The sequence below is a fragment of the Pseudomonas sp. ZS1P83 genome, assembly GCF_054897825.1.
Window position 1 is genome coordinate 680961 of record NZ_CM142706.1, and the last position, 25837, is coordinate 706797.

General features: G+C 59.1%; 24 protein-coding genes, 1 tRNA gene and 1 pseudogene. 5 read left to right on the forward strand and 21 right to left on the reverse strand.

The features are described from left to right. Positions 1-39 precede the first annotated feature (39 nt). The 10 genes from ACYZT0_RS03305 to ACYZT0_RS03350 form a co-directional block, all read right to left on the reverse strand. On the reverse strand, positions 40-768 hold the full coding sequence (locus tag ACYZT0_RS03305) for a class I SAM-dependent methyltransferase (RefSeq protein ID WP_462044613.1): 729 nt from the start codon (positions 766-768) through the stop codon (positions 40-42). Between the two features lie 259 nt (positions 769-1027). Continuing rightward, complete coding sequence (locus tag ACYZT0_RS03310; protein WP_462044614.1) at positions 1028-1291, reverse strand: short-chain dehydrogenase; 264 nt, start codon at positions 1289-1291, stop codon at positions 1028-1030. A 483-nt stretch (positions 1292-1774) separates the two neighbouring features. Further along, complete coding sequence (locus ACYZT0_RS03315) at positions 1775-2182, reverse strand: type II toxin-antitoxin system HicB family antitoxin (RefSeq protein ID WP_462038633.1); 408 nt, start codon at positions 2180-2182, stop codon at positions 1775-1777. 37 nt (positions 2183-2219) lie between these two features. Continuing rightward, positions 2220-2396, reverse strand: a complete 177-nt coding sequence (locus tag ACYZT0_RS03320) for a type II toxin-antitoxin system HicA family toxin (protein ID WP_462044615.1) — start codon at positions 2394-2396, stop codon at positions 2220-2222. A 294-nt stretch (positions 2397-2690) separates the two neighbouring features. Continuing rightward, a tRNA-Gly gene (locus ACYZT0_RS03325) sits at positions 2691-2764 on the reverse strand. Between the two features lie 161 nt (positions 2765-2925). Next, positions 2926-3810: an alpha/beta fold hydrolase gene (locus ACYZT0_RS03330; RefSeq protein WP_462044616.1), complete on the reverse strand. Its 885-nt coding sequence runs from the start codon at positions 3808-3810 to the stop codon at positions 2926-2928. A gap of 312 nt (positions 3811-4122) precedes the next feature. Beyond that, positions 4123-4815 (reverse strand): pseudouridine synthase, encoded by a 693-nt coding sequence (locus ACYZT0_RS03335; RefSeq protein WP_462044617.1) that lies wholly within the window; start codon positions 4813-4815, stop codon positions 4123-4125. 32 nt (positions 4816-4847) lie between these two features. After that, a complete protein-coding gene (locus tag ACYZT0_RS03340) occupies positions 4848-5066 on the reverse strand; it encodes a cysteine-rich CWC family protein (RefSeq protein WP_462044618.1) in 219 nt (72 codons plus the stop codon). Between the two features lie 6 nt (positions 5067-5072). Beyond that, positions 5073-6560, reverse strand: coding sequence for a sensor domain-containing diguanylate cyclase (locus ACYZT0_RS03345; protein WP_462044619.1), 1488 nt, complete (start codon positions 6558-6560; stop codon positions 5073-5075). A gap of 175 nt (positions 6561-6735) precedes the next feature. Further along, complete coding sequence (locus tag ACYZT0_RS03350; RefSeq protein ID WP_462044620.1) at positions 6736-7101, reverse strand: DUF5064 family protein; 366 nt, start codon at positions 7099-7101, stop codon at positions 6736-6738. Positions 7102-7290: 189 nt separating this feature from the next. Here ACYZT0_RS03350 and ACYZT0_RS03355 point away from each other — a divergent pair, with 189 nt between their 5' ends. Next, on the forward strand, positions 7291-8154 hold the full coding sequence (locus ACYZT0_RS03355; RefSeq protein WP_462044621.1) for a DNA-3-methyladenine glycosylase family protein: 864 nt from the start codon (positions 7291-7293) through the stop codon (positions 8152-8154). A 38-nt stretch (positions 8155-8192) separates the two neighbouring features. Here the strand turns inward: ACYZT0_RS03355 and ACYZT0_RS03360 are convergent, their stop codons facing one another. From ACYZT0_RS03360 to gap, 11 genes and pseudogenes are all read right to left on the reverse strand, one after another. Next, entirely contained in the window at positions 8193-9521 is a 1329-nt protein-coding gene (locus tag ACYZT0_RS03360; protein ID WP_462044622.1) for a CoA transferase, read from the reverse strand. An 83-nt stretch (positions 9522-9604) separates the two neighbouring features. Further along, on the reverse strand, positions 9605-10774 hold the full coding sequence (locus ACYZT0_RS03365; RefSeq protein WP_462041955.1) for an IS4 family transposase: 1170 nt from the start codon (positions 10772-10774) through the stop codon (positions 9605-9607). Between the two features lie 167 nt (positions 10775-10941). Beyond that, entirely contained in the window at positions 10942-11697 is a 756-nt protein-coding gene (locus tag ACYZT0_RS03370) for a methyl-accepting chemotaxis protein (protein ID WP_462046499.1), read from the reverse strand. Between the two features lie 102 nt (positions 11698-11799). Then, positions 11800-13080, reverse strand: a pseudogene (locus tag ACYZT0_RS03375) (methyl-accepting chemotaxis protein); the annotation flags it as partial. Positions 13081-13258: 178 nt separating this feature from the next. Next, on the reverse strand, positions 13259-13648 hold the full coding sequence (locus ACYZT0_RS03380; RefSeq protein WP_462046500.1) for a YbaN family protein: 390 nt from the start codon (positions 13646-13648) through the stop codon (positions 13259-13261). Between the two features lie 146 nt (positions 13649-13794). After that, positions 13795-14403, reverse strand: coding sequence for a biliverdin-producing heme oxygenase (locus ACYZT0_RS03385; protein WP_462044623.1), 609 nt, complete (start codon positions 14401-14403; stop codon positions 13795-13797). 114 nt (positions 14404-14517) lie between these two features. Further along, the gene (locus ACYZT0_RS03390; protein ID WP_462044624.1) at positions 14518-17082 is read right to left on the reverse strand and encodes a TonB-dependent receptor; all 2565 of its coding nucleotides are present in this window, start codon (positions 17080-17082) and stop codon (positions 14518-14520) included. Positions 17083-17204: 122 nt separating this feature from the next. Further along, entirely contained in the window at positions 17205-18113 is a 909-nt protein-coding gene (locus ACYZT0_RS03395; protein ID WP_462044625.1) for a FecR family protein, read from the reverse strand. A 195-nt stretch (positions 18114-18308) separates the two neighbouring features. Beyond that, on the reverse strand, positions 18309-18827 hold the full coding sequence (locus ACYZT0_RS03400; protein WP_462044626.1) for an RNA polymerase sigma factor: 519 nt from the start codon (positions 18825-18827) through the stop codon (positions 18309-18311). Positions 18828-18904: 77 nt separating this feature from the next. Beyond that, positions 18905-19369: a methylglyoxal synthase gene (locus ACYZT0_RS03405; protein ID WP_462044627.1), complete on the reverse strand. Its 465-nt coding sequence runs from the start codon at positions 19367-19369 to the stop codon at positions 18905-18907. Between the two features lie 30 nt (positions 19370-19399). Continuing rightward, positions 19400-20401, reverse strand: a complete 1002-nt coding sequence (gene gap / locus ACYZT0_RS03410) for a type I glyceraldehyde-3-phosphate dehydrogenase (protein WP_462044628.1) — start codon at positions 20399-20401, stop codon at positions 19400-19402. 220 nt (positions 20402-20621) lie between these two features. Here gap and edd point away from each other — a divergent pair, with 220 nt between their 5' ends. From edd to ACYZT0_RS03430, 4 genes are all read left to right on the forward strand, one after another. Then, positions 20622-22448 carry a phosphogluconate dehydratase gene (edd, locus tag ACYZT0_RS03415; RefSeq protein WP_462030798.1) on the forward strand — a complete coding sequence of 609 codons (1827 nt, stop codon included), beginning with the start codon at positions 20622-20624 and terminating at the stop codon, positions 22446-22448. Next, positions 22445-23395: a glucokinase gene (locus tag ACYZT0_RS03420; RefSeq protein ID WP_462044629.1), complete on the forward strand. Its 951-nt coding sequence runs from the start codon at positions 22445-22447 to the stop codon at positions 23393-23395. Before edd ends, ACYZT0_RS03420 begins: the two co-directional genes overlap by 4 nt. A gap of 157 nt (positions 23396-23552) precedes the next feature. Next, a complete protein-coding gene (locus ACYZT0_RS03425; protein WP_462044630.1) occupies positions 23553-24284 on the forward strand; it encodes a response regulator in 732 nt (243 codons plus the stop codon). Continuing rightward, entirely contained in the window at positions 24274-25743 is a 1470-nt protein-coding gene (locus tag ACYZT0_RS03430) for an ATP-binding protein (RefSeq protein WP_462044631.1), read from the forward strand. The genes ACYZT0_RS03425 and ACYZT0_RS03430 overlap by 11 nt, the downstream gene beginning before the upstream one ends. Positions 25744-25837 lie beyond the last annotated feature (94 nt).

Here is a 25837-nt window from a genome sequence, read left to right on the forward strand (position 1 = left end):
GGATCTATACGAAAAATATACGAGTACCAGAAGTGGCACTCAGCACTGAACACTGACCAGCATCATCATCGGTCGCTCCCGTTCTTCAGCCAGGGCCGGTTGCGCCGCCATTTCTGCATCGGTCGGTCCCCATTCGTTGACATGCTGGATCCTGAAACCTGCGCCAATCAGCGCATTGAGCAAGGTGCCGATGGTTCGGTGCTGCTTGATCACGCCTTCGGCCAACCAGTTGGTCACACGCTCTCCTTCCAGTTGATAACTGTCCACCGGCCAGCGCTTGTTACCTTCGCTGTCAATCAGCCAACCCGGATTGCGCGGGGCCATGAAGATCGGGTGTTCGATCGAAAATACGAAGCGTGAACCGGGTTTAAGTGCCGCGTGGATTTTGGCGAACAGTCCTGGGAGATCCTTGATGTAGTGCAGCGCCAGAGAGCTATAGGCGAGGTCGAAACTGGCTGCGGGTAAGGCGAGTTGTTCCAGATCGGCACGGGCGTATTGGATATTCGTCGCCGACGTAGTGTTGTGTGCCTGCTCCAGCATTTTTTCCGAGACATCCAGGCCGAGCACGCTATCGGCACCTTGATTACTGGCCCAGCGGCAGAACCAGCCGTAACCGCAGCCGAGGTCTACGACCTTCAGGCCTTTCATTGATGGCAGCATTGCTTTGAGCGCAGGCCATTCCGGTGCTGCGTCGAGGCCGCCAATGGAGCGGGCTATTTGGCTGTAGCCCTGGAAAAATTCTGGTTCGTCGTAGATGTTTTGAGTCATATTTTGGGGGCTCTGTTGAGATCGTTCACGGGCAGCACCTGATGTGCGGTCGATTGGAAAATTGCAGGCAACACACACTTTTTGTAGCAGCTGGCGAAGCCTGCGTTCGGCTGCGAAGCAGACGTGAAATGAGGCGATGTGGTGCTTCAGGAGGTCCGCGCGTACAGGGTTTACGACTGCTGCGCAGCCGAACGCAGGCTTCGCCAGCTGCTACAAATTGAGGACGCCCCGAAAGGGGCAATCCCGAATCACGTCAGAACTATTTCGCATCCATGCGACGAGCGATGACGTCCAGCACATCGCAGCCATCGCGCAAGGGAATGCAGCAGAGCATTGCGAAGTCGCTGAGAATCACCGAATCGGTGGTGATGTCGCCGCACATTGCGAGGTTTTCCAGGATCTGCGTTACCGCGCCAATTCTGTAGCGGGCAGTGCTCAGCAGTGAATGCAGCGGTTGGGTGGTATTTACATACAGCGAGGGAAGGTCGTCGGCGTTGCTGGTTAAAGCCATATATTCGTTCATGAGTGATTACCGTTAGTAGGTGAAAGACCTACCACTCAATCGTCGCCAAACAAAAGGGTGGTAGCTGTACGCGGGTTGGCGAACCGGACAACGGTAAAACCGGCAGACCCGAAGGTCTCCCACGCACAGCCACCAAAAAAGCGCAGCAAAGTGCAGTCAGAAAAGCTACGAAAAACTCCGAGGCTTCTGGGTCGTTGTCATCGAGTCGCCAAACCCGATACGCCATTTGGGCGTGGACCGGACTATAGGCCTCGTGACAAAGGCACAGCAATGCGCAAGTGTACGGACAATTCCCAGAGTCGTGTAGGACGTTGCCTATCTGGAAGCCGGCTTCGCTCGGAGCCCAGAAGAATGGGCTATAGACACTTAATTTGATAGGCGGTGAACGGCTGGTCACAGGGGAAGAATCAACGTTTCACCAAATCCCGCCCACAAAAAAGCCGGCCACTCCGGGCCGGTAGATACCTCTCTGAAACAAGGTCATCAGCTCTGCTGCAACACCTTAAGTGCTGCCGAGGCCAGAAAACCCGAACGGCTTTTCTCTTCCGGATGGTGCAGTACGTATTCGTCAATGCGGTTGAGCAGGTAGCCCGGCAGTGTGATGTTCAGCTTCTGGGCTTTGCCCAGGTACTTGGTAATATCGATGTCCACCACTGCCCATGTACAACCTGCGTACTGCGAATTGGCCGCATGCAGAGTGACTTTGTTCGCGGGTGGAATCGGCGAACCGTCTTCGGCCAGAATTTCGAAATGACCCTCAATGGCTTCGCGAGCCATGGCCATCGCATCATCCAGATCGTCACCGGCAGAGTAGCATCCCGGAATATCCGGTACTTCCACTCCCCAAGCGTGTTCGTTATCGCCCATTGAAATTGCAATTGGGTAAAGCATGTTCATTGTCCTCCTGGGGCGCCGCGCATTGAGATCGTCAGAGCAGCGCCTGTTGCAAAATACTCATGGCCGTTTTTTTGAGCAGATCCTTTTTCGGATGAGGAACTGTCACCAGCCCCGGTTTGATCGGATGCTTAAAGTGATAATGACTGCCCCTGAAGACCAGGTACCAGCCATCCGCAACGATTTGGCTTATCAGAAATCGGCTATTCACATCACCTCCCTGTGGTGTGCTTAGGTGGTTACTATACCCACTGAATTTATATGATCAACACTATAACCACTGGACCTTCTCGGGCACCGATGGTGGAAACGAGTCTAGGGGGACGTGAGGAGAGGGTTCGAGGGATTACCTCAAATGAGCGTTTTCTGTATTGCGGGGTTTTGCCACCCCCAAGTGTTCGCGTAACTCGATTTTCAGGCATAAAAAAACCGGCCACTTTGGACCGGTTTTTTTTGTATTTACATCCCCCGTCAAAACCACCTCAACGTGAGACCAAAATTCGATTGGAGCGGGTGAAGGGAATCGAACCCTCGTTATCAGCTTGGGAAGCTGGAGTAATGCCATTATACGACACCCGCTCAGAGCGGCTGACGTTGTACCAGATGTGGCCGTGGAAATGAAGTTTTTCTTTGTGCGCGATGCTTTATCGCCGAGTGAAACACATGCAGTGACCGCGTGACGGTCATTCGCGGGCAAGCCTTGCTCCTACAGGGCGGGGCTTGCTCGCGATGACTCTGTTTCAGATGGCCAATGCATGTTGGTCCTGCATGTAGTGGTAACGCGGTCGGCTTTCGTGTCGCGAAGGTTTCAGAAAGCCCAGCAATGCGTTGCGGCTGTCTCGGCAAGCCGCTTTGTGCTCCATGTCGAGAAAGTGCCCGGTGGCCTGCAGGGTGGTGAAGGTGGCGTGTTGCACATGGTTGGCGAACAACTGAGCGCCGTCGGCAGCGGTGTACTCGTCCCATTCGCCGTTCATGAACAGCACCGGCACGTTGATTTTCTCCGCGGCTTTCAGAAAACACTGGCGATCGCTGTTGAGCAGGTCGCTGATGTGGTAATGCATCTGCCCGTATTCATGCTCGGCCAGGGAACTGACGTGCCGATAGTTGAAGCGCTTGAACAGTGTCGGCAGGTGTTTGCCGATGGTGCTGTTCACCAGGTTGCCGACCCGGTCCCCGTCCCGGCTGCCGAGGTAATCGACACCGCGCTCTAGGTAGTCGAGCATGTGCGCGTTGATTTCCGGGGAGAACGAACTGATCACGGCTTTTTCGATTCGCCGTGGCTGGTGGGCCAGGGCGACCAGGGTTGCGGCGCCACCCCAGGAAAACGACAGCACGTGTTCGGCGCCAAAGTGGTCGATCAGCTCCAGGAGGATCTGCCCTTCGACTTCCTTGGACAGCATTTTCTCATGCAGGTTGTGGGCTTTGGACTTGCCCGCGTAGGGCTGGTCGTAGCAAACCACATTGAACTGCGGGTGGAGATTTTTCACGGTTTGTGCAAACGACGCAGTCGTGGCCATCGAGCCGTTGACCAAAATAATGGTCTTCTCTGCGGCGTCTGCGCGATAGAACTCCGTGTAAACCCGATACTGACCCTGTATATCCAGCACAGCGATTTCTGGCCTCATGTCATAAGACTCCTGGCAAGCGGGTATGCGTGCAAATCAGATTGCACAAGCTTTGTGACAGGTAGGCATACGCCTGGAATTTGAGAGGCCCATGTCGATCCATTGCAGACGGTCGACGGGTATTGTTATTGGCGGGCAGTCTGCCGGGGGAAGGCGGAACCTGAGGGTTCACTGCCGGCAAGAAGTTTCTTAGAAGTATATTGTGACTCATCGGTCACATTTCGGCCGACGTCCTGATTCAAGCAGGGGTCACGTCATCGCGCAAGTATCTTTGGCAAATTGTTCGACAACGTCTGCTGAGCGGTCGCCTGCTTAGATCAATTGAATCTCTTCGGTGCGTAATGCGCGGTACTCGCCCGGTTTCAGCGCACTGTCGAGTACCAGCGGGCCCATGCTTTCGCGGTGCAGGCGCAGCACCTTGTTGTCGAAATGGCCGAACATCCGCTTCACCTGGTGATACCTGCCTTCGACAATGCTCAGCCGCGCCGATTTTGCCCCGAGTAGCACCAGTTCGGCGGGTTGGGTGGTGAGATCCTCGAAGGCGAAGTACAGCCCCTCGGTGAACGCGACAGCATACTCCGGACCAATGTCCTGCTCGGTCTCGACGTAATAAACCTTGGGCAGTTTGGTCTGCGGTTGGGTCAGGCGTCGCGACCAGCTGCCGTCGTTGGTGATCAGCATCAGACCGGTGGTGTTGAAATCCAGCCGACCGGCGATGTGCAGCTCATCCTTGTCCGGCTCATGGATCAGGTCGAGTACGGTCGGGTGCTCCGGATCACGGGTGGCGCTGACGCAGCCGGCTGGCTTGTGCAACATGAAGTGACGCACCGGTTTGCCGACTTGCAGCACCTCGTCATCGACGTCGACACGGCTGAACTCGCGTACTTCGGCGTGGGGGTCACTGACGATTTTTCCGTCGATCCTGACGCGCTTTTCCACCAGCAACAGACGCACCTGCTTACGGTTGAAGCGCGGCAGGTTGCTGAGGAAACGGTCAACACGCATGGCTAGAGGTCGGTGGAAAAAGGCTGCGCATCTTACGTGATCGGCCGGGCAGGTGCTTTTAACTGCGACTCGACCCGAGCGCAGCCGGGGCACAAACAGGATGTGTCGCGCAGGCCGGCCGGCAGCGCTTCGAGCACTGCCGGATCGATGCTGACGCCGTAGCACCAGCAGGCTCGATCGGCGGTTCGCGGGTCGGCCAGCGTACAGTCGTTGGAGGCGCCGCACGCTGGGCAGAGGTCAGGCTTGCTCATTTAGGGTTATGCATAACTGGAGTGAGGCATTTCCACGCAGGTGCGGTTACGGCCGGCTTGCTTGGCCCGGTACATCGCATGATCAGCCCTCGAGAGCAGCGTGTGCAAGGTGTCATCGGTCTGCAGGGTGGTAAGGCCGATGCTCACGGTCAGCTGCAAGGCCTTATCGTTGTAGGCATAACGCTGTTGCTCGACATGCTGACGAATTTTCTCGGCGATCATCAGACCGGTCTCACCGTCAGTGTCCTTGAGTAGCACGATGAATTCCTCACCGCCCCAGCGGCAAATAATGTCGGAGTGTCGCAGACAGCTCTCCAGATCCCGAGCGAAACCGATCAGCACCTGATCGCCGGCAAGGTGGCCGTAGGTGTCGTTCAAGGCCTTGAAATGGTCCAGATCCAGCAGGATCGCGGTCAGTGGTTTGGGCTCGCGCTGGGCTTCGTGCATGGCTTGCGCCGCCAGCAAGTCGAATCCGCGACGGTTCGGTAACTCGGTCAGGCTGTCGAGGATCGCCTGGGCCTGGATCTTGCCCTGATAGCGCTTAATCACCCGGTTGAGCAGGATCAACACAATCAGCGTGACAATCAGGCAGATCAACAGGTTGAGGTACAGCGACTGGCGGATTTCACTGAGGGCGCCGTCTTCGCGTTTGTCGACGAACAAGTACCAGTTCAACTCCGGAATGAAACGCACATTGAGGAAATGTCCCTGGCCCTGGACGGAATATTCGTAGCTGCCGCTGTGAGGTTTGGGCAGTTGGCTGACGAGGCCCTTCATGCTGTCGAGCTCGCCGAGGGTCTGCCCGATCCGCGCGCCTTCCGGGCCACCCTCGGCGCCCGTAAGCACCAGGCGCCCGAAGTTGTCGACGAAAAACACGCTGCGTTGATAACGCTGCTGGTACTTGTCAATCAGCTTGGTCACCGCATCGACTGTCAGACCGACGCCCGCCGCGCCGATGAAGCGGTTGTTGTAGTCGTAGACCTTGTAGTTGATGAAGAAGGTCAGGTTGTCCTGGTTGGCCATGTCCGGATCGACGTTGATCTCGTAGGGATCGGCCATGTCGCGTACGCGGAAATACCACGCATCGCGGGGCTCAGTGGCTTTGATTTGCTTGAGTACGCCTTTGGCGTGGTAGTAGGTCAGGCTGCTGTTGGAAACGAAAAAGGCGGTGTAGGCGCCGTAGTGGGTCATGACCTCGTTGAGGTAACGGGTCATTTTCTCGGGGTCGTTTTCGCCGTTTACCACCCAGTCACGCATGAAGGTGTCGCGGGACATCATCGAGGAAATCAGGATCGGTCTGACGAGGTCTTTCTGGATTTCCGAGTAGACCGTGTCCGACGTCAGCGGCAGTTCGGTGTTGATGATGTTGTCGCGGATCGACGCTCGCGAGGCGTAGTAACTGAGGAAGGACGTGGCGAGAAAACCTGCGTCCAGCAGCGCGATCAGCGTGAGGACCAACGAACGTTGCGAATACAGCGGCGAGCGAAGCGGCATGACGATTCCGATGACAGTGACCCGATGGCTGGCATTCTAATGGCACTGTGGGGAAATAACTGCTGCATTTGTGGGGGGGAATGGCGGGCGATTTGAATGTGTTGATCAAGAGCAGAGTTGTTGGGCAGATCGACCCCTCACCAGCCCGCTCCCCAATGGGGAGAGGGGGTAGCCTTCAGATTCGATCCAAATGCTCAGGTTTGACCGGATCTCCGGATTTGACGTCGAGCTGCGCCCGCACATCTTCAAACATGGCGTCATACTCCTTATGTATCGTGCCGATACTGGCCTCCTTGGGCATTCCGTACTTCTGCGCAATGCGCGTGGCATGCCGGGCGAAGTCGAATGCCTGATCCTTGGGCAAGAAGAACTCTTCCTTCAGGTCCTTACCTTCGACTGAACCATGCATCTTGAAGAGCATGCCTTGACCTTCCTTGGGGTCCTGGGCGACTTCATAGTCGATACTCAGGCTGAAACTGTAATCTTCCTTGTTCAGCGCGTGGCGCTCGATGTGCAGGTGACCGGGCTCGAACGTTGCCATTGGCGTCTCTCCTTCAAAAAGACTTTGATTCAGGGCAGACCTCAAGCCTGCCCTCGAAGTTTCTTTTATTGATCGCTAATCCGGGTGTCGCCGAGTCCGAGAGTGAACCGATCATCTCGACTTTTCCAGTGCATCGGGCGAACTTGGTTCATCTTGGTCAGCGTGGTCTCATCGGCAATTGGAGGCGTTATGAAGGTGCTGTTGGAGTTCCTGCCGCCCTACGACTGGTCGGCGATGCTGGGGTTCTTGTCGGCGCGAGCGATTGTCGGGGTCGAGGCAGTGGTCGATGGCGCTTACTCGCGCAGCATCGGGTTGAACGGTGTTCATGGCGCACTTTCGATCAAGCCCACGGCGGCGGATGCACTTGAGTTGACGCTGGATTTCCCTGATTCAGCGGCCGTGCCGGAGATCGTCGCGCGGCTGCGGCGGATGTTTGATCTGGATGCGGACCTGGCAACGATTCATTGGCATCTGGCGGTTGATCCCTTAATGGCGCGGTTGATTGCCGAGCGTCCGGGGTTGCGGGTGCCGGGGGCGTGGGATGGTCTGGAGCTGGCGATTCGTGCGGTATTGGGGCAGCAGATCAGCGTGGGCGCGGCGATTAAATTGGCGGGGAAACTGGTGGCGCAGTATGGCCAGCCGATGGTTTCATCGCTGCCCGGCGTGACCCATGTGTTTCCTCAGGCTGCCGTTTTGGCGTCAGTGGATTTGGCCACGTTGGGGATGCCGAAAAGCCGTGGTCGAACGCTGTCGGGTGTGGCTCAGGCCTTGCTCGATGATCCTTTATTGTTTGAGCCGGATCGGGAGGACGGTGTTGCGCGACTGCTGGCGTTGCACGGGATTGGTGACTGGACGGCGCAGTACATTGCCTTGCGGCAGTTGCGCGATCTGGACGCGTTCCCGAGCGGGGATGTGGGGTTGATCAATGCACTGGCGGCGCTTGAAGGTGGGCCGGTAACGGCTCGGCAGATGTTGCAGCGAGCTGAAACCTGGAGACCTTATCGAGGATATGCGGCGCAGGTGCTTTGGACTTCGTTGAGTCGAGGTGATTGATGATCGTTCCCACACAGAGCTTGGGAACGATCACTGGTTTACCACTGCGCACGATGTGCCCCCAATTCAGAAGCCGGAAGTGTCCACTGCAACGGCGTCCCGATAATCTTCAGCGGCACCTGCAACCGATGCGCCGGTCCCCAGGGCGTCTGCTCAACCAACAGCCCTTGATCGCTGTCATCTTCTGCCCGCAACGGCTCATCCGTCCCCGCGCCGTTTTCAATCAGCAACTTCGCCGTACGCGCCAACGATAAGCGCGCCGATCCACCGCGCCCCAACAATCGAATCGTACTGGCCGCCATCAAATACCCGGTAGCGTGATCGAGCGCTTGCAATGGCAATGGCGTCGGTTTGTCCGCGTGTTTCCACTGCATGCCGATTTCGGCGATCCCGCTACTCATTTGTACCAGGCTGTCGAAGCCGCGGCGGTTCTGCCACGGGCCGCTCCAACCGTAGGCATTGAGGCTGACATCGATCAGGCCGGGCACCAGTTTCTGGCGTTCGGCGACGCCGTAACCCAGGCGTTCCAGTGCGTCCGCGCGGTAGCCGTGAAGCAGAATGTCAGCGTCCTTGAGCAAGCTTTCGAACACCGCGCGATCAATCTTGTCGTGCAGGTTCAGGCGCGCGCAGCGTTTGCCCAGGGTGACTTCCGGCACCACGCCCGGTTCGTTCCAGGTCGGTGGGTCGATACGCAAAACGTCAGCGCCAAGGCCTGCCAGAAAGCGGCTGGCAATCGGGCCGGCGAGCACTCGGGTTAAATCCAGTACCTTGATCCCGGCCAGCGGTTGCGCCACCGAGCCTTGCCATGGTTTCGCGTTCTGGCGGCTGTTGTCAGCAAACTGAATCAGCGGCTCGGCGTTCACCGCCTGGCCTTGGGGATGCGCCTGCCATTGCGCCCAGGTACGCATCTCGGCGGCGCAGCCACTGGCATCGACCACGGCCTGCTCCAGATCACTTTTGGCCCATTGAGCAACCTTGCTCGCCATCGCTGCACGGTCGGCACAGGCGCCGAGCACTTTTTCGGCAGCGGCGCGGTGATGGGGCGCATTGGTGTGCAGGCGGATCCAGCCATCCTTTGTGGCGTAGTCACCGGCGACCGGGTCCCAGAGCGGCGGGATGCTCCAGCCTATCGGGCGGATCGAAGTGGCGAACCAGAAAGAGGCCAGGCGGCGGTCGACCTCAAGGGCGGGCAAGCGACCGGTTTGTTGCTGGAGCCATTCGCTGACAGCCTGGCCGGCAGCGGCAATGCTGGCGCACGCCAGGTTGGTGACAGCCAACGCCGAGGGCAGGGTGCCGCTCGAGGTGAACTTGACCTGGGTATGAGGCAAGCCGAGTGCGGCTTGAATGGACGTGAGTAAATCAGTCATCGAAAGCCCTCCGGAACGAGAGCTCGATCATAGTTGATAGATCGTTCCCACGCTCCGCGTCACTAGTGTCCGGTAAACATGCTTCATAGTTGAAGGCTGCCTTGGGCAGCCTTCAACTTTTCTCGCTCCTGCCTTCGTCGATCCCTCAATACTGGGGTTCCGGGCCGTTCAAACAGGACATGAACTATGCGAACCGTCAGTTCGAACAACGAGCCGGTAAATCCTGAGCGACGATGGAGTATTTGCAGTAACAGATAGCTGATCAAGGCACTGTAAATCTGCAAACGCACCGCATTTTCGGAGTAGGCATAAAAGCGTTTGAGCTTCAGATGTTGTTTGATCCACTTGAAAAATAGCTCGATCTGCCAACGATCTTTGTACAAGGACGCGATTTCTTCAGCTGTCCTCGTGAAGTCGTTGGTCACCAGAACTAACGGCGTCGCATGCCCCTCGCGCTCAACCACGACGCGTCTTACCGACTTTTCCCAATAGTCGTTCAGGCGTTTGCCGGCCAAATGCTTTTTGCCAAACTGGACGACTTCATCGGTCATGACCGAGCTTTGCTCAGTCACGGTCGAGTGCTCATGCAGCACTTTGATATTGGCGTTTTTCTTCAGGCGGGTGACGAAAAAAGCACCTTTGGTCTGCAACTCGTGCCACCAGTTGTAATCGCAGTAGCCCTTGTCGAAAACATACGTCATGCCGGTCTGGATCGGCATTTCCAGTGCATCGCTCAGGTCGTTGACGTTGGCAGGCGTAATGTTCACGTACACCGGGGCCAGCTGCGCCAGATCCAGCCCGACATGCACTTTGAGGCCTTGGGTGATGCGGGTTTTCGTCGCGGCTGTCCAGCCATCGAAGTGAGGTCCGCGCAAGGTGATCGACGTGGAGTCAATCAGGCTAACCATGGCCCCGACCTCCTTGCGCTGCTGGCGGCTGACGGCGCTCATCAGGTACCCACAAAGGTCCTGTAATGGCCGGTAGTCACGCTTGTTCAAGGCATCGGACATTGTCGAGCGGGCAATAGGGCCGGCATTAAGATGGTAGCTATGCGGGCCGAAATTTTCGGAGATAGTCGCCAAGGATCGCAGGCTTGAGGCTCGGGTCAAATGGCCGCTGATCAGTGTCACCAGCAATTGCCAGGTCGTGCAGCGTTTGACGTAGCGATCAGCTTGGTGTGTTTCGATGGATTGCTGGAAAAACTGGCGCGGGATCGCACTGAGTAGTTGGCTTAAACGGGTGCTGGAAAACATAAGTCAAAATCGAGTCTGAAAAAACCGATTATGCTTCACAGCCGCCAACAGCAAGGGGGAGCAAGCTCCCCCCTCGTTTTTTACCGGACACTAGTGACGCTCCGCGTCCGCTTTGGGGACGCAGAGCGTCCCTGGCTGCATTCCCACGCAGAGCGTGGGAACGATCATTACACCCTGAACTGATCCATCAATTTCATCTGATGGGTGGTCAACGAGTTGAGCTGGCTGCTGATCTGCGCTGACTGGGTGGCCTGTCCGGTCAAGGTTTCGGTGACGGTGCGGATCGCCGAGACGTTGCGGTTGACCTCTTCGGCCACGGCGCTCTGCTGTTCGGCGGCGCTGGCGATTTGCAGGTTCATGTCGCTGATGACCGTCACCGCGTCGCTGATTTTGCTCAAGGCCTGCACTGCTTGCTGGATCTGTCCGGCGTTGCTGTGGGCCTGGGTCTGGCTCGAATGCATGGTGGCAACCACGCCGCGGGTGCCGGTCTGGATGCGTTCGATCACGATGCGAATTTCTTCCACCGAATCCTGTGTTCGTTTGGCCAGGTTGCGCACTTCATCGGCGACCACCGCAAACCCGCGACCGCTTTCGCCGGCACGGGCCGCTTCAATCGCCGCGTTGAGCGCCAGCAGGTTGGTTTGTTCGGCGATGCTGCGGATCACTTCCAGCACCGAGCCGATCTGCTCGCTGTTGACCGCCAGCGCTTCGACTTCGGTCACCGCTTTGCTGACTTCGTCGGCCAGTTGGTTGATGTCGCGGGTGCTGCGTTCGATGATCGACATGCCGTCACGCGCCGATTGGTCAGCACCTTTGGCCGCGTTAGCCGCGTTCGAGGCACTGTTGGCGACGTCGTGGGCGGTGGCGCTCATTTCGTTGGACGCGGTGGCGACCTGGTCGATTTCGCGGAACTGCACCTGCATGCCTTCGCTGGTCTGGCGGGCGATTTCAGAGGACTGGTCGGCCGTGCCGCGCGCATCGGTGATGCTTTGTTTGATCTGCGCGATGGTCGGTTGCAGCTTGTCGAGGAAACGGTTGAACCAGCTCACCAGTTCGCCCAGTTCGTCTTTCTTGCTGTAGTGCAGACGCTGAGTCAGGTCGCCGTCGCCGCTGGCAATCGCCTTGAGCATCTCGGCCACGCTATTGATCGGCCGAGTCACGCCGGACGCCGTGAGCCAGATCAGCAACAGTCCGACCAGGCCGGCAATGACCGCCACCAACACCGCTTTGATTGTGCCGCTTTGCTGGGCGTCATCGAGTACGGCTTGCAACTTTACCGAGTCGGCCAGCAGCACTTGTTTCGGCAGGTCGATCACCACGCCCCAGGCTTTGGACTCGGCAATCGGACTGACCGGGTACACCGCGCGAATCAGGTCGCCCTGTTCGAGGATCTTCGGCGTACCACCGCTGAGCAGTTGCAGGACGTCCTTGCCGTCTGCACCCAGGGTGTCGCCGATGCTTTTGCCGACCTTGCTCGCGTCCACACTGTAGCCAGCGAGCACGCCGCTGCCGGAGACGATCAGCATGTGCCCGGCGCTGTTGAACAGATCACGTTGGGAGTCGACAGCTGCCGCTTGCAGCGCGTCGAGGGCAATGTCCACACCGACCACGCCGATGGATTTGCCATCCACCAGCAGCGGTACGGAAATGGTGGTCATCAGCATTTCCTTGCCGGCGACGGTATCGGCATACGGGTCAAGCAGGCAGGTGCGCTTGCTGTCGCGAGGGCAGGTGTACCAGCTGTTATAGGGTGTGCCGCTGAGGCTCAAGGTGGTTTTGGTCATGTCGTCTTCGACCATGATCGTGTTGATCCCGGCACCGCCGGCACGGCTCCAGTAGCTGGCGAAACGACCGACTTCGTTGGACTGGCGAGCCGCATCGTTGGCGAACTCGCTGTCTTTGCCGTCCAGCCCGTTGGGTTCGAACGCCAGCCAAATCCCCAGCACTTTGCTGTTGCGCTCGAAAGCGGTTTTCAGGCTCTGGTTCAACTCTTCGCGCAGGGCGCCAGCTTCAAGGGAGCGCTTGCTCGCCATGCTGCGCAAGTCCTTGATCTGATCGGCCAGGGAGGTCACCACCAGCAGGCTTTCGCCGAAGGTCTTCTGCACCCGCACCGCTTGCTCGGCGGCCTTGGCATGGAGCAAGTTCTGCACACTGGCGGTGAGCATCTTGCTGCTGGAGGCACTGACCAGTTCATCGTTCTGATCGGTCTGGTAGAGGTTCATGCCGACGATCAAGACGACCACGCCAAGCAGGCACAGACCGGACAGCAGGACAATTTTCAGGCGGATGGAGAGAGAGTCGAACATAGGACGAACTCGCGAATGGATGAGGTATTGGCTGTGAGTCGGGATCGACCCGGCTTGCCAAGTCCATTTAGCGCCATTTCATGCACATCGGCGGGGGCGGAGGTTGCATGAACGCAAAACCGACGAACGGTAATACGTGAACGTTTGCGCAGGAAAATGCCCTGAAAATGACAGAAATTCAGGAGATTGTCGGCAACGATTCCGGCCGTGACCAGATCCACACATTACCCAGGCTCATGCCGGTGATGGCCAGGTAAATCGGCCAGCCATGATCGAGCATCACCAGCATCAACCCGGCGCACAGCAGCATGCTGACGGTGGCGCTGACCTTGGCTCGGCGGGCGATGATTTTGCCGTTGCGCCAGTTACACAGGATCGGTCCGAACAGCCGGTGGTTTTCCAGCCAGGCACTCAGGCGCGGCGAACTTTTGGTTGCAGACCAGGCGGCCAGCAGGATGAACTCGGTGGTCGGCAGGCCAGGTACGACGATGGCGATCAGGCCGATGCCCAGGCTGACGTAGGCCAGCAGACCGAAGAGGATTCGTGCGAGTTTTGAAGTGGTGCTCATAAGGTCTACGGTTGACTTGTAGGAGCGAGCGGTGCGGCGATCCGACTTGCCCGCGAAGAAAGCGCCGCGGATTTTCAGACAGACCGCGTTATCGTTCTTCGCGGGCAAGTCGGATCGCCGCACCGCTCGCTCCTACGAAAAGCATGTCAGGCGAGTTCAGGGGTGGAGGCGTAAGCCTGTTCCAGCAGCACGGTAAAGCGGTTGAACGCATTGATTGCGCCTTTCTCCACTTCGGCTTCTTCCTGAGCGCTGAACGCCAGCCCATCGAGGGTTTTGACGAAACTTTTCCAGCCTTCGGCGCGGCCACCGGCCGGTTCCGCGAGGTGACGAGCGCCGAAGGTTTCGCTCAACCCCAGGCCCACGGCACGCTTGATCAGGAACGCCGCACCGAGTTTCGAGCCTTCAGACACGAAGAGCCAACCCAGGGCCTCGGCTTTGGTAGGATCCTTCACGGCACCTGCGACGGGCGCCGGCACTTCAGTGTCCAGATCAGCCAGGTCGGCCTTGGCCGCTTCAGCACGGCAGCGGGCTGGCAGGTCCGCAACGATGGACGTCAGCTCGGCATCGTTGTACAGCGACACCAGTTCTGACTGAAACAAATACTGCGCCACCACGAAACGCGCGAAGTTGGCCTGGGTTTCAAACGGTGCGTGCGTTTTGACCAGCGCATCGAGTTGGGTGTGAGGTTCATGGGTGATCTGGTTCAAGCGTTGCGAACGCAGAGTCGGGCGTTGAGCAGTGTCCTGAGTGGTCATGAGAAGTCCTTGAGAAAAAGAGGCGCTTGGTAACGAGACGAATGACGGGGCGCCGGACAGTAAAAAATCCTCCCGGCGCTGCTTCTATAACGCTGCGCCGTGAGGTGAATCAGGTCAGATGTCCCAGACCAGATTGACCGCGAAGTTGCGACCCGGTTGAGTCAGGCGATCGAGGTTGGCCGGTTGCGTCACCGAGGCTTCGCCGACGCTGTCGTAACCGCGCACGTCGTCCCACTGCCAATACTTTTTGTTGGTCAGGTTGTAGAGGCCGGCGTTGACGGTTACATCGTCGGTCACCTTGTAGAAACCGGCCAGGTCGAGCACGCCATAGCCCGGGGTCTTGAACTGGGTGCTGGTGCCGTCCGGGGTTTTGAAGCTGGTGCTGTCGACGCGGGTCTTGCGTTTAACCAGTGTCCAGCTCAACAGGGCACCGTAGTTGTCCTGGTCATAACCCAGACCGAACACGCCGGTCAGCGGGTTGATACTGTTCAGCGGCTCGCCGTTGTCATCGTTGCGACCATAGAGGTAAGACACCGAACCTTGGGTGTAGAGACCGTTTGGCGCACCGAGAGTATCCAGGTTCAGGCGACCCTTGAGCTCCAGACCCTTGATGGTGGCGTGCTTGATGTTGTTGCTCTGGAACGTGGTCTCGGTGTAGCCGGGAGTGATGGCGTTCTCGTCGATGAAGTCGCGGTATTTGTTGTAGAACACCGCCATATCGAAAGTGCCCGCCTCAAACTGGCCGCGCAAACCGGTTTCATAACTCTTGCTCTTTTCCGGCTCCAGGTCGGGATTAGGCGCGACCTGATAGCCGCCGGCCAGGTTTTCGAAGCGACCATACAGAGCCTTGGCGGTCGGAGTACGGAAGCCCTCGGCGTACTGGCCATACCAAGTGTAGTTGTCGTTGAAGCTATAGGTGGTGCCGAATTTGGGTGATAGACGATGCCAGGTTTTTGTTTCGTCGCTCACAGCACCGTTGCCGCTCTGATCGGCGGTGGCCAGGAACTCGTCCGTGATGTGTGGCTTGAGCTGGGTATAGTCATAGCGTGCACCGGGCAGGAAAGTCCAGTTGCCCCAGCTGATCTGATCCTGAGCGAACACGCTGTAGCTGTTGATGGTCGGGTCCGGGAAGTCGCTGGCGGGTTTCAGGGTGTCGGCAGCGCTGGCGGCACCGATGACCCGGCAGGCGCCGGCCACTGTCAGGCAGGTGCCGCTGCCGGTGCGCAGACCGGTGACTTTGTCCTGTTTGAGGGTGGTGCCATAGGTGACACGGTGGTCGGTGTCGGCGATGGCGAACGACTTGTCAGCCTGGGCATCGAACACCCATTGGCGATCCTTGTAAGTGGTCTCGCGGGTGCGCAGCACGGTGCGCGACGGCGCGTAGATTTCTTCGGTGCTCTGGTCGGTCTTGGCAATCTGGTAGTTCAGCGTCCACTTGATGTTGTCAGCCAGGACGCTGTCCAGGCCGAAGCTGTGTTCCAGACCGAAGCGTTCGCGGGCGACGGTGTCGTTGCCGGTACGGGATTTATAGAAGCCGAAACCGCGTCCTGCGTTGAACGGGCCGCCCACCGCGCTCAGCTGGTGGGTGTCGCGGTCGTCCTTGTAGTGCTCGTAGGTCAGACCGAAGCGCGCATCGTCGGCGTAGTTCCAGCCCAGCTTGGCCAGCACGTTGGTGGTGCGCACGTCCTCGGGGTTGGCCTCGGTGCGGGTCAGGCCGGTGCCGCCGGTTTCGCCGTAGGACTCTGTTTCATGACCATTGCGCTGACTCAAGTGCAACAGACCGTCGAAGTCGCCGGAGCGACCGGCCACGGTACCGGAGGTCAGCCAGCTGTCGTCGGCTGAGCTGTAGCCGGTCTTCAGGCGTGCGCCGACGTCTTTGCCCGGTTTGATGATGTCGTCCGGGTCCAGCGTGTAGTAGCTGACCGCGCCGCCGATGGCGTTGCTGCCGTAGAGCACCGACGCCGGGCCGCGCAGGATCTCGACGCGCTTGACGATCTCGGGGTCGACGTAGTTGCGGTTGGTCTGGGCGTACGGGCCGTTGAAGAAGCTGTCGGGCACCTGCACACCGTCGATCTGGGTCAGTACGCGGTCGCCGTCGATGCCGCGGATGTTGTAGCCAGTGAGACCGGCGCGTTGACCGGCACCGCCCACCGAAACACCGGGCTCGTAGCGCACCAGATCCTTTATGGTATTCACATTGTTGCGGTCCAGCTGTTCGCGGGTCTGGACGGTGACGGTGCTCGGTACGCTGTTCACGTCCTGTTCCTGACGGGTGGCGCTGATGGTCACCTGTTCCAGGTTGAGCGCGCCGCTGTTGCTGCGCTTCTCCAACACGATGTTGTTATTGCCCAGTTTGCGATAGCTCAGGTTGGTCCCCACCAACAGGCGATCGAGGGCTTTCTCCGGCGGCAGCGAACCCCGCACGCCCGGCGAGGCCACACCTTCAGCCAGTTCTGCCGGCAAGCCAACTTGCCAGCCTGTCACGGCGGTAAAGGCATTGAGTGCCGAGACCAGCGACTGCTGAGGGATGGCGAACGCGTAATCGCCCATGTTGCGGGTCGGTTGCTCTGCAGCCGTGGCGGCCATCAGCGGCGCGCTGCCTGCCATCAGGATGGCGGCGGTCAGCAGCGACAGCACGCGAGAAGGTGAAGAAGGTTGTCGGGTTAGGCGAGAGGACATCGATAGCGCTCCGTGTCGCACGAATCTTTATAGGTGCTAATTGGCATCCGAAAATGCGAATCAATTGCATTGGCTATAACGAGACGTACGGGGTTTGGCTATCGAGTAAAAATAATTCTCATTTAGTTCAAAATGACCAGCGCCGGGAATACCTGAAGCCGCGCCGAGGTGATGTGGGCCAGCGAACGGACCACGTCCAGCGGCTGGTCGAGTCGGTAATTGCCGGTGACAGCGATGTCGGCCAACTGCTCGTTGTTGTTGATGATCCAGCCGGGATAGTAACGACGCAGCTCCGCCAGCACCTGGCTCAACGGGCAGTTTTCAAACACCAGTCGACCCTGGACCCACGCCAGATCGGTCGCGGCATCGAGTTTGGCGGGGTGATCGAAACCGTTGGGGCCGATGCGGATGCTTTCTCCGGCGGACAGTCGAATTCGCGCGTCGTCGCGGGTCGCTCGCAAGTCGACATCCCCACGCTGCACCCGAACCTGTGCCACACCGTCCAGATATCGCACCGCAAATGCGGTGTCCCGAACGCTGGCCTTGACTGGCCCAGCGTCGATTTCCAGGGGCTGGCCGCGATTGCCCGCCACCTCGAAAAACGCTTCGCCCTGATACAAGCGGGCAATGCGCTTTTGATCGTTGATGGTGCTGGAGAAGGCCGAGTTGGTATTGAGCAGGACCTTCGAGCCGTCCTCCAATTGCAGACGTTGACGTTCACCGACCACGGTCAGGTGATCAGCCTGCAAACGCATGGGCAGATTGCTGAAACTGAACACACCGAGGATCAGCACCGCGGCAGTGGCCAGCGGTTTCCAGTGAGGCCGCAGGCGCGACAGGACAGTCACTTTCGGCGGGCGGGCGGCCAAGCTTTGCGCACATTGCACGACCTGCGGGCCATCCCAGATCGCCTGAGCCTTGGCGAACGCCTCGGCATGCAACGGACTGGCGGCCAGCCAGTCGTGAAACTGTCGGGTCTGTTCCTCGCTCGGACTGTCCAGCACGATCAGCCAGTCCAGGGCCTGGTCCATCGCACTTGCGGGGTCCCGCGCCGGGGAGGGCGGAGGGGGGGCGGGGGGAGGCACTGGAAGCGTGTCCGTCACGGTGTTTCCTCGGCAGTGTCTTGGCACGGCTGTTTTTTCAATGAAGCTTGAAAGTGGGGCAAGGGTAGCAAAGCCCGATAGTCCGTGCAGTCATCCTCACTCGTAGAGAATAAACCTACAGACTCAGCCGCCGTTTAACCGTTCGGCCACGCCGACGCAGACCGCCATGATCAGTTTCAGCTCCTTTTGCACGGTGCTCAATGACACGCCAAGCTTCTCGGCGATCTCCAGATAGCTGTGCCCGTGCAGACGGCTGAGGATGAAAATCTGCTGCTGACGGGTGCTGAGTTCATTGAGGCTCACGTTCAAACGCTCAAGCAATTGTTCGGCATGGGCGGCGTCCTCGGCACTACTCACAGGTGAGGCAACCGCCTGCACCACCTCCAGCGGGACGTCGTCGAGCAGGGTGCGGGACTGAATGCGCCGCGCACGCAAATGGTCCAGCGCCAGGTTACGGGCGGTCTGGAAAACGAAGGGTTCAAGGTGATCGATGGCCCGCTCACTGAGCGCCCGGGTCACTCGCAGGTAGGTCTCCTGCAGGAGGTCTTCGGCGGTGCTGTGATTATTGACCATCCGCTCCAACGTGCGCAGAAGAGAGACTCGCTGGGCGATGAAGACGTGATTGAAGCGAGATTGACTCACGGGAGGACCTGATCCATTTCGAGCGAATGATAATGCTTATCATCCGCTCGAATGGTCAAGTATTGATTTGTGAAGGTTTAGGCGCGGCCCAGCAGATAGGTCGCGTAATCGGGGATCCGATGTTCGTGCGCCTGCTCCATCATCGGGCTGCTGAGCAGGTAGTCGGCGCTGCATTCGTTGCAGGCGACGGGAATGTTCCAGACCGCCGCGACTCGCAATAACGCCTTGATGTCCGGGTCGTGCGGCTGTGGTTCGAACGGGTCCCAGAAGAACACCAGCATGTCGACCCGCTGCTCGGCGATTCGCGCACCGAGTTGCTGGTCGCCGCCCAACGGACCGCTGATCATGCTCTCCACAGGCAAATCCAGGCGTTGTTGCAACAACAACCCGGTGGTGCCGGTGGCGACCAGTTCATGGTGTGCGAGCCTGTCTTTGTGCCGCTCGGCCCAGTCCAGCAAAAACACCTTGCAGTGGTCATGGGCGACCAAGGCAATACGCTTGCGCGCCGCCATGGTCTTTTGCGTAAAGCTGATACCGATCATCGGTTGCTGCTCCTGCTTTTTCACGGCGGGTTATTCAGCGTTGCACAGCGCCAGGCAGTTATCGAGCATGCGGTTGGAGAAGCCCCATTCGTTGTCGTACCAGGCCAGCACCTTGAGCAGCTTGCCGCTGGACTTGGTGTGGTTGGCGTCGAAGATCGACGACAGCGGGTTGTGGTTGAAGTCGCTGGAGACCAACGGCAGGGTGTTGTAGCCAAGAATCTTCGAGTGCTGGCTGGCTTCTTTCAGCAGTGCGTTCACTTCATCGGCCGACGCTTCGCGCTTGAGTTGCACGGTCAGGTCCACCAGCGACACGTTGATCACCGGAACACGCACCGCCATGCCGGTCAGTTTGCCCGCCAGTTCCGGCAGCACCAAACCGACCGCTTCAGCGGCGCCGGTCTTGCTCGGGATCATGTTCTGGGTGGCCGAACGCGCGCGGTACGGGTCGGTGTGGTAGACGTCGGTCAGGTTCTGATCGTTGGTGTAGGCGTGAATAGTGGTCATTAAACCGCTTTCGATGCCCAGCTCGCGGTGCAGCACCTGGGCCACTGGGGCCAGGCAGTTGGTGGTGCACGACGCATTGGAAATAATCTGGTGCGATTGGCGCAGAATGTCGTGGTTAACGCCATACACCACGGTGGCGTCGGCGCCTTTGGCCGGGGCCGAGATGATCACTTTGCGTGCGCCGGACGTAATATGCGCGGCGGCTTTGGCCCGGTCGGTGAACAAACCGGTGCATTCGAACACGACATCAATTTTTTCCGCGGCCCAGGGCAGTTCGGCCGGGTTACGAATGGCGCTGACAGAAATACGGTCGCCGTTGACGGTCAAGCTTTCCAGATCATGCTGAACATCGGCGTCGAATGTGCCGTGAACAGTGTCGTACTTGAGCAGATGAGCGTTGATCGAGCTGTCGCCCAAGTCATTGATGGCAACGATCTGCAGATCCTGACGATAACCTTGGGTATACAGTGCCCGCAGGACGTTACGGCCAATTCGGCCAAAACCATTGATTGCGATTCGAAGAGTCATTTAACAGGGCCGCCGTCGATTTGTTGTTGGAATTACAAGATTATTCGCATAAAAATAGAAAACAAGCCTTTTTAATGGCAATATTTTGTTCAATCTACAACGAGTGACCTGAATCAACTGGTCCGACCGAACAAGAAAACCGTCTGTCATCCCATCGACAACGGCACTTGTTCAGCATAGACAATCAGGTCGCCACATCCGTTAGCCTGGAGTTCTACACATGCATCCCCGCGTCCTTGAGGTCACCGAACGGCTTATCGCCCGCAGCCGCGCCACGCGTGAGGCTTACCTTGCACTGATTCGTGGTGCTGCCAGCGACGGTCCTATGCGCGGCAAGCTGCAGTGCGCCAACTTCGCCCACGGCGTAGCCGGGTGCGGCACCGACGACAAGAACAGTCTGCGAATGATGAACTCCGCGAACATCGCGATTGTTTCGTCCTATAACGACATGCTCTCGGCGCATCAGCCGTACGAAGTCTTTCCTGAACAGATCAAAAAAGCCCTGCGTGAAATCGGCTCCGTTGGCCAGTTCGCCGGTGGTACCCCTGCCATGTGCGATGGCGTGACCCAAGGCGAGCCGGGCATGGAACTGAGCCTGCCGAGCCGCGAAGTGATTGCACTGTCCACCGCCGTGGCGCTGTCCCACAACATGTTCGACGGCGCGCTGATGCTCGGCATCTGCGACAAGATCGTGCCGGGGTTGATGATGGGCGCGCTGCGCTTCGGTCACTTGCCGACGATCTTCGTGCCGGGCGGGCCGATGGTCTCGGGCATTTCCAACAAGCAGAAAGCCGACGTTCGCCAGCGCTACGCCGAAGGCAAGGCCAGCCGCGAAGAGCTGCTGGAATCGGAGATGAAGTCCTACCACAGCCCGGGTACCTGCACCTTTTACGGCACCGCCAACACCAACCAGTTGCTGATGGAAGTCATGGGCCTGCACTTGCCGGGCGCCTCTTTCGTCAACCCGAACACGCCGTTGCGTGATGCCCTGACCCGCGAAGCGGCGCATCAGGTCACGCGTCTGACCAAGCAGAGCGGCGACTTCATGCCGATCGGCGAAATCGTCGACGAGCGTTCGCTGGTCAACTCCATCGTGGCCCTGCACGCCACCGGCGGCTCGACCAACCACACGCTGCACATGCCGGCCATCGCCATGGCGGCGGGCATTCAATTGACCTGGCAGGACATGGCCGACCTCTCCGAGGTGGTGCCGACCCTGAGCCACGTCTATCCAAACGGCAAGGCCGACATCAACCACTTCCAGGCCGCGGGCGGTATGTCGTTCCTGATCCGCGAATTGCTGGAAGCGGGCTTGCTCCACGAAAACGTCAACACGGTTCTGGGCCATGGCCTGAGCCGCTACACCATGGAACCGTTCCTCGAAAACGGCGAACTGGTCTGGCGCGAAGGCCCGATCGAAAGCCTCGACGAAACCATTCTGCGTCCAGTCGCTCGTGCATTCTCGCCAGAGGGCGGCTTGCGGGTCATGGAAGGCAACCTCGGGCGTGGCGTGATGAAAGTTTCCGCCGTGGCGCTGGAAAACCAGATCGTCGAAGCACCGGCCATGGTGTTCCAGGATCAGCAGGACTTGGCCGATGCGTTCAAGGCCGGTTTGCTGGAGAAGGATTTCGTCGCTGTGATGCGTTTCCAGGGTCCGCGCTCCAACGGCATGCCGGAATTGCACAAGATGACGCCGTTTCTCGGCGTGCTGCAGGATCGCGGCTTCAAAGTGGCGCTGGTGACGGACGGGCGCATGTCCGGTGCGTCGGGGAAAATCCCGGCGGCGATTCACGTCAGCCCCGAAGCGTATGTGGGCGGCGCTTTGGCGCGCGTCCAAGAGGGCGATATCATCCGCGTCGATGGCGTCAAAGGCACCCTGGAACTTAAGGTGGACGCCGAAGAATTCGCGGCGCGCGAACCTGCCAAGGGCCTGTTGGGCAATAACATCGGCAGCGGTCGCGAGCTGTTTGGTTTCATGCGCATGGCCTTCAGCTCGGCGGAGCAAGGCGCCAGCGCCTTTACTTCTGCCCTGGAGACGCTTAATTGAAATTGGCTTTGGTCGGTGATATCGGAGGGACCAACGCACGTTTCGCGTTGTGGAAAAACCAGCAGCTGGAATCGATCCGGGTGCTGGCAACGGCCGCTCACGCCAGCCCGGAAGAGGCCATTGCCCTCTACCTGAGCGGGCTTGGCCTGGCGCCGGGTTCGATCGGTTCGGTGTGCCTGTCGGTGGCAGGTCCCGTGAGTGGCGATGAATTCAAGTTCACCAACAATCACTGGCGACTCAGCCGCAAGGGTTTCTGCAAGACCTTGCAGGTGGATCAACTGTTGCTGGTCAACGACTTCTCGGCCATGGCGCTGGGCATGACCCGTTTGCAGCCGGACGAGTTTCGGGTGGTCTGCGAAGGCACACCGGAACCGTTGCGGCCGGCGGTGGTGATCGGTCCCGGCACGGGCCTGGGCGTCGGCACGTTGCTGGACCTGGGCGAAGGTCGTTTCGCCGCGTTGCCGGGGGAGGGCGGTCACGTCGATTTGCCGCTGAGCAGTCCGCGGGAGACTCAGTTGTGGCAACACATCTTCAACGAGATCGGCCATGTCAGCGCTGAAACCGCGTTGAGCGGCAGCGGTTTGCCTCGGGTTTACCGGGCGATTTGTGCGGTGGACGGTCATGAGCCGGTGCTGGATTCCCCCGAGTCGATTACCGCTGCCGGTCTGGCGGGCGATCCGATTGCCCTGGAAGTGCTTGAGCAGTTCTGCTGCTGGCTGGGTCGTGTGGCCGGCAACAACGTGCTGACCACGGGCGGACGGGGTGGCGTGTACATCGTGGGCGGGGTGATTCCGCGGTTCGCCGATTTCTTCATCGGAAGCGGCTTTGCTCGGTGCTTTGCCGATAAGGGCTGCATGAGCGATTACTTCAAAGGCATCCCGGTGTGGCTGGTGACAGCGCCGTATTCCGGCCTGATGGGGGCAGGGGTAGCGCTCGATCAGGCTTAAGACCGCGTCGACCCCTTCGCGGGCAAGCCTCGCTCCTACAGGACCGCTGAAAATCTGTAGGAGCGAGGCTTGCCCGCGAAGGCGTCCGTACAGACACCAACGATTTACGCTCGATCAGGCATAATCCGCCCAATTCAAATAACAAGGACGCCTTCCTGTGAGCTCAGTCAACAAGTCGATTTTGTTGGTCGATGACGATCAAGAGATACGCGAGTTGCTGGACACCTACCTGACCCGCGCCGGTTTCCATGTTCGCACCACGCCCGACGGTGCAGGCTTTCGTCAGGCGATGAACGAGGCACCGAGCGATCTGGTGATCCTCGATGTGATGCTCCCGGACGAAGACGGCTTCAGCCTCTGCCGCTGGATCCGTCAGCACCCGCGTCAGGCGCAGGTGCCGATCATCATGCTCACCGCCAGTTCCGACGAGGCCGACCGCGTCATCGGTCTGGAATTGGGGGCGGACGACTACCTTGGTAAACCCTTCAGCCCGCGTGAATTGCAGGCGCGCATCAAGGCCTTGTTGCGTCGCGCGCAGTTCGGGCAGGAGCGTTCCGGCAGTGAAGTGCTGGCCTTCGATGACTGGCGCCTGGACATGGTCAGTCACCGACTGTTCCACATCGACGGCGAAGAAGTGATTCTCTCCGGCGCCGATTTCGCGCTGCTGAAACTGTTCCTTGATCACCCCCAGGAAATTCTCGACCGCGACACCATCGGCAACGCCACCCGTGGCCGCGATTTGATGCCGCTGGATCGCATCGTCGACATGGCCGTCAGCCGTTTGCGCCAGCGCCTGCGCGACACCGAAAAACCGCCGCGGCTGATCCGTACCGTGCGCGGCAGTGGCTACCAACTGGCCGCCAATGTGGTTGCCAGCAATGGCCACTGAGTTCTTCCGCAAAGCCGCCACACGAATCCCCGTGCCGCGATCGCTGCTTGGGCGGATGCTGCTGCTGACGCTGTTGGCGGTGTTGTTCGCTCAGACGTTGTCGAGCGTGATCTGGGTCTCGCAACTGCGTGCAACCCAGCTCGAAGGGCTGGTTACCAGTGCCCGTAGCCTGGCCCATTCGATGACGGCCAGCGTCAGTTATTTCCGCTCTCTGCCGGTAGCGTTTCGGCCATTGGTGCTCGACCAGTTGCGCAGCATGGGCGGCACCCGTTTCGTGGTGACGCTCAATGACAAACCCTTGGGCATGGAAGTGCTGCCGATCACCCCGCGCAAAGAAGCAGTACTCAAAGCGGTGGACGAAGTGCTGCGCCAGTCGCTGGGCCAGGACACGGATATCTCGGTGACGTTCGTCAGCCCCGAAGACCTGCGGATCTTCAACGGCGGCCTGAAACTCGATGAATTGCCGCGCTCCTGGGCCCATTACGCGCTGACCCTGGAACCGGTGAACCCGCCAGTATTGGTCACCCAAATCCAGATGGCACCGGGCGAGTGGCTGTACATCGCCTCACTGTTGCCCGAACCCTACACCAGTCTTGAAGAACAAGGCCTGCCGGCGCAGCAAGTCTGGTTCATCGTGCTCACCAGCGGCTTCTTGCTGTTGTTCATTGGCCTGCTGGTGCACTGGCAGAGCCGTCCGCTCAAGCGTTTGGCGCGGGCAGCACGGGACATGTCACTCGGCGCGGAAGTCGAGCCAGTGGCCGAGGGCGGCGGCAGTGAAGTGGTCGAGGTTGGCCGCGCCTTCAACGCCATGCGCGAACGCATCAGCCGCTACCTGACCGAGCGCAGCCAGTTGTTCAGCGCGATTTCCCATGACTTGCGCACGCCGATTACTCGCTTGCGGCTGCGGGTTGAATTGCTCGAAGACGAAAAACTGCAAGCCAAGTTCGGCCGTGATCTGGATGAGCTGGAGCTGCTGGTCAAAGGCGCGCTGCAATGCGTGAAAGACACTGACATCCACGAAAACATCGAACCGGTGGACCTTAACCACGTGCTTGATTGCCTGGTTGAGCCGTACCTGGCGCCTAACGGCAATGGTCGCGTCACTCAACAAGGGCGTGCGTTGGCGGCGTATCCCGGTAAGCCTTTGGCGCTCAAGCGTTGCATCGGCAACCTGATCGACAATGCCTTGAAGTATGGACAGAAAGCGCATTTGCACATTGATGACGACCAGAGTGCGTTCATCCTGCATGTCGACGATGAGGGGCCAGGGGTGCCGGAACAGCGGATGGAGCAGGTGTTCGAACCGCACTTCCGATTGGCGGGGCAGCAGCAGGGTTATGGGTTGGGGTTGGGGATTGCGCGAAATATTGCGCATAGCCATGGGGGAGAGGTCAGCCTGCAGAATTTGCGTGAAGGTGGGTTGAGGGTGACGTTGCAGTTGCCTCGGTCGGTGGATTGACACCGACCCTGTGACGAGGGAGCTTGCTCCCGATGGGGCGCGAAGCGGCCCCAAAAGAAGGACCGCTGCGCAGTCCAGCGGGAGCAAGCTCCCT

What these genes read in the sequence shown, in the direction of transcription:
- ACYZT0_RS03305 (WP_462044613.1), bottom strand. Translation starts at nt 768, where the DNA reads ATGACTCAAAACATCTACGACGAACCAGAATTTTTCCAGGGCTACAGC.
- ACYZT0_RS03310 (WP_462044614.1), bottom strand. Translation starts at nt 1,291, where the DNA reads ATGAACGAATATATGGCTTTAACCAGCAACGCCGACGACCTTCCCTCG.
- ACYZT0_RS03315 (WP_462038633.1), bottom strand. Translation starts at nt 2,182, where the DNA reads ATGCTTTACCCAATTGCAATTTCAATGGGCGATAACGAACACGCTTGG.
- ACYZT0_RS03330 (WP_462044616.1), bottom strand. Translation starts at nt 3,810, where the DNA reads ATGAGGCCAGAAATCGCTGTGCTGGATATACAGGGTCAGTATCGGGTT.
- ACYZT0_RS03335 (WP_462044617.1), bottom strand. Translation starts at nt 4,815, where the DNA reads ATGCGTGTTGACCGTTTCCTCAGCAACCTGCCGCGCTTCAACCGTAAG.
- ACYZT0_RS03340 (WP_462044618.1), bottom strand. Translation starts at nt 5,066, where the DNA reads ATGAGCAAGCCTGACCTCTGCCCAGCGTGCGGCGCCTCCAACGACTGT.
- ACYZT0_RS03345 (WP_462044619.1), bottom strand. Translation starts at nt 6,560, where the DNA reads ATGCCGCTTCGCTCGCCGCTGTATTCGCAACGTTCGTTGGTCCTCACG.
- ACYZT0_RS03350 (WP_462044620.1), bottom strand. Translation starts at nt 7,101, where the DNA reads ATGGCAACGTTCGAGCCCGGTCACCTGCACATCGAGCGCCACGCGCTG.
- ACYZT0_RS03355 (WP_462044621.1), top strand. Translation starts at nt 7,291, where the DNA reads ATGAAGGTGCTGTTGGAGTTCCTGCCGCCCTACGACTGGTCGGCGATG.
- ACYZT0_RS03360 (WP_462044622.1), bottom strand. Translation starts at nt 9,521, where the DNA reads ATGACTGATTTACTCACGTCCATTCAAGCCGCACTCGGCTTGCCTCAT.
- ACYZT0_RS03365 (WP_462041955.1), bottom strand. Translation starts at nt 10,774, where the DNA reads ATGTTTTCCAGCACCCGTTTAAGCCAACTACTCAGTGCGATCCCGCGC.
- ACYZT0_RS03370 (WP_462046499.1), bottom strand. Translation starts at nt 11,697, where the DNA reads ATGCAGGTGCAGTTCCGCGAAATCGACCAGGTCGCCACCGCGTCCAAC.
- ACYZT0_RS03380 (WP_462046500.1), bottom strand. Translation starts at nt 13,648, where the DNA reads ATGAGCACCACTTCAAAACTCGCACGAATCCTCTTCGGTCTGCTGGCC.
- ACYZT0_RS03385 (WP_462044623.1), bottom strand. Translation starts at nt 14,403, where the DNA reads ATGACCACTCAGGACACTGCTCAACGCCCGACTCTGCGTTCGCAACGC.
- ACYZT0_RS03390 (WP_462044624.1), bottom strand. Translation starts at nt 17,082, where the DNA reads ATGTCCTCTCGCCTAACCCGACAACCTTCTTCACCTTCTCGCGTGCTG.
- ACYZT0_RS03395 (WP_462044625.1), bottom strand. Translation starts at nt 18,113, where the DNA reads ATGGACCAGGCCCTGGACTGGCTGATCGTGCTGGACAGTCCGAGCGAG.
- ACYZT0_RS03405 (WP_462044627.1), bottom strand. Translation starts at nt 19,369, where the DNA reads ATGATCGGTATCAGCTTTACGCAAAAGACCATGGCGGCGCGCAAGCGT.
- gap (WP_462044628.1), bottom strand. Translation starts at nt 20,401, where the DNA reads ATGACTCTTCGAATCGCAATCAATGGTTTTGGCCGAATTGGCCGTAAC.
- edd (WP_462030798.1), top strand. Translation starts at nt 20,622, where the DNA reads ATGCATCCCCGCGTCCTTGAGGTCACCGAACGGCTTATCGCCCGCAGC.
- ACYZT0_RS03430 (WP_462044631.1), top strand. Translation starts at nt 24,274, where the DNA reads ATGGCCACTGAGTTCTTCCGCAAAGCCGCCACACGAATCCCCGTGCCG.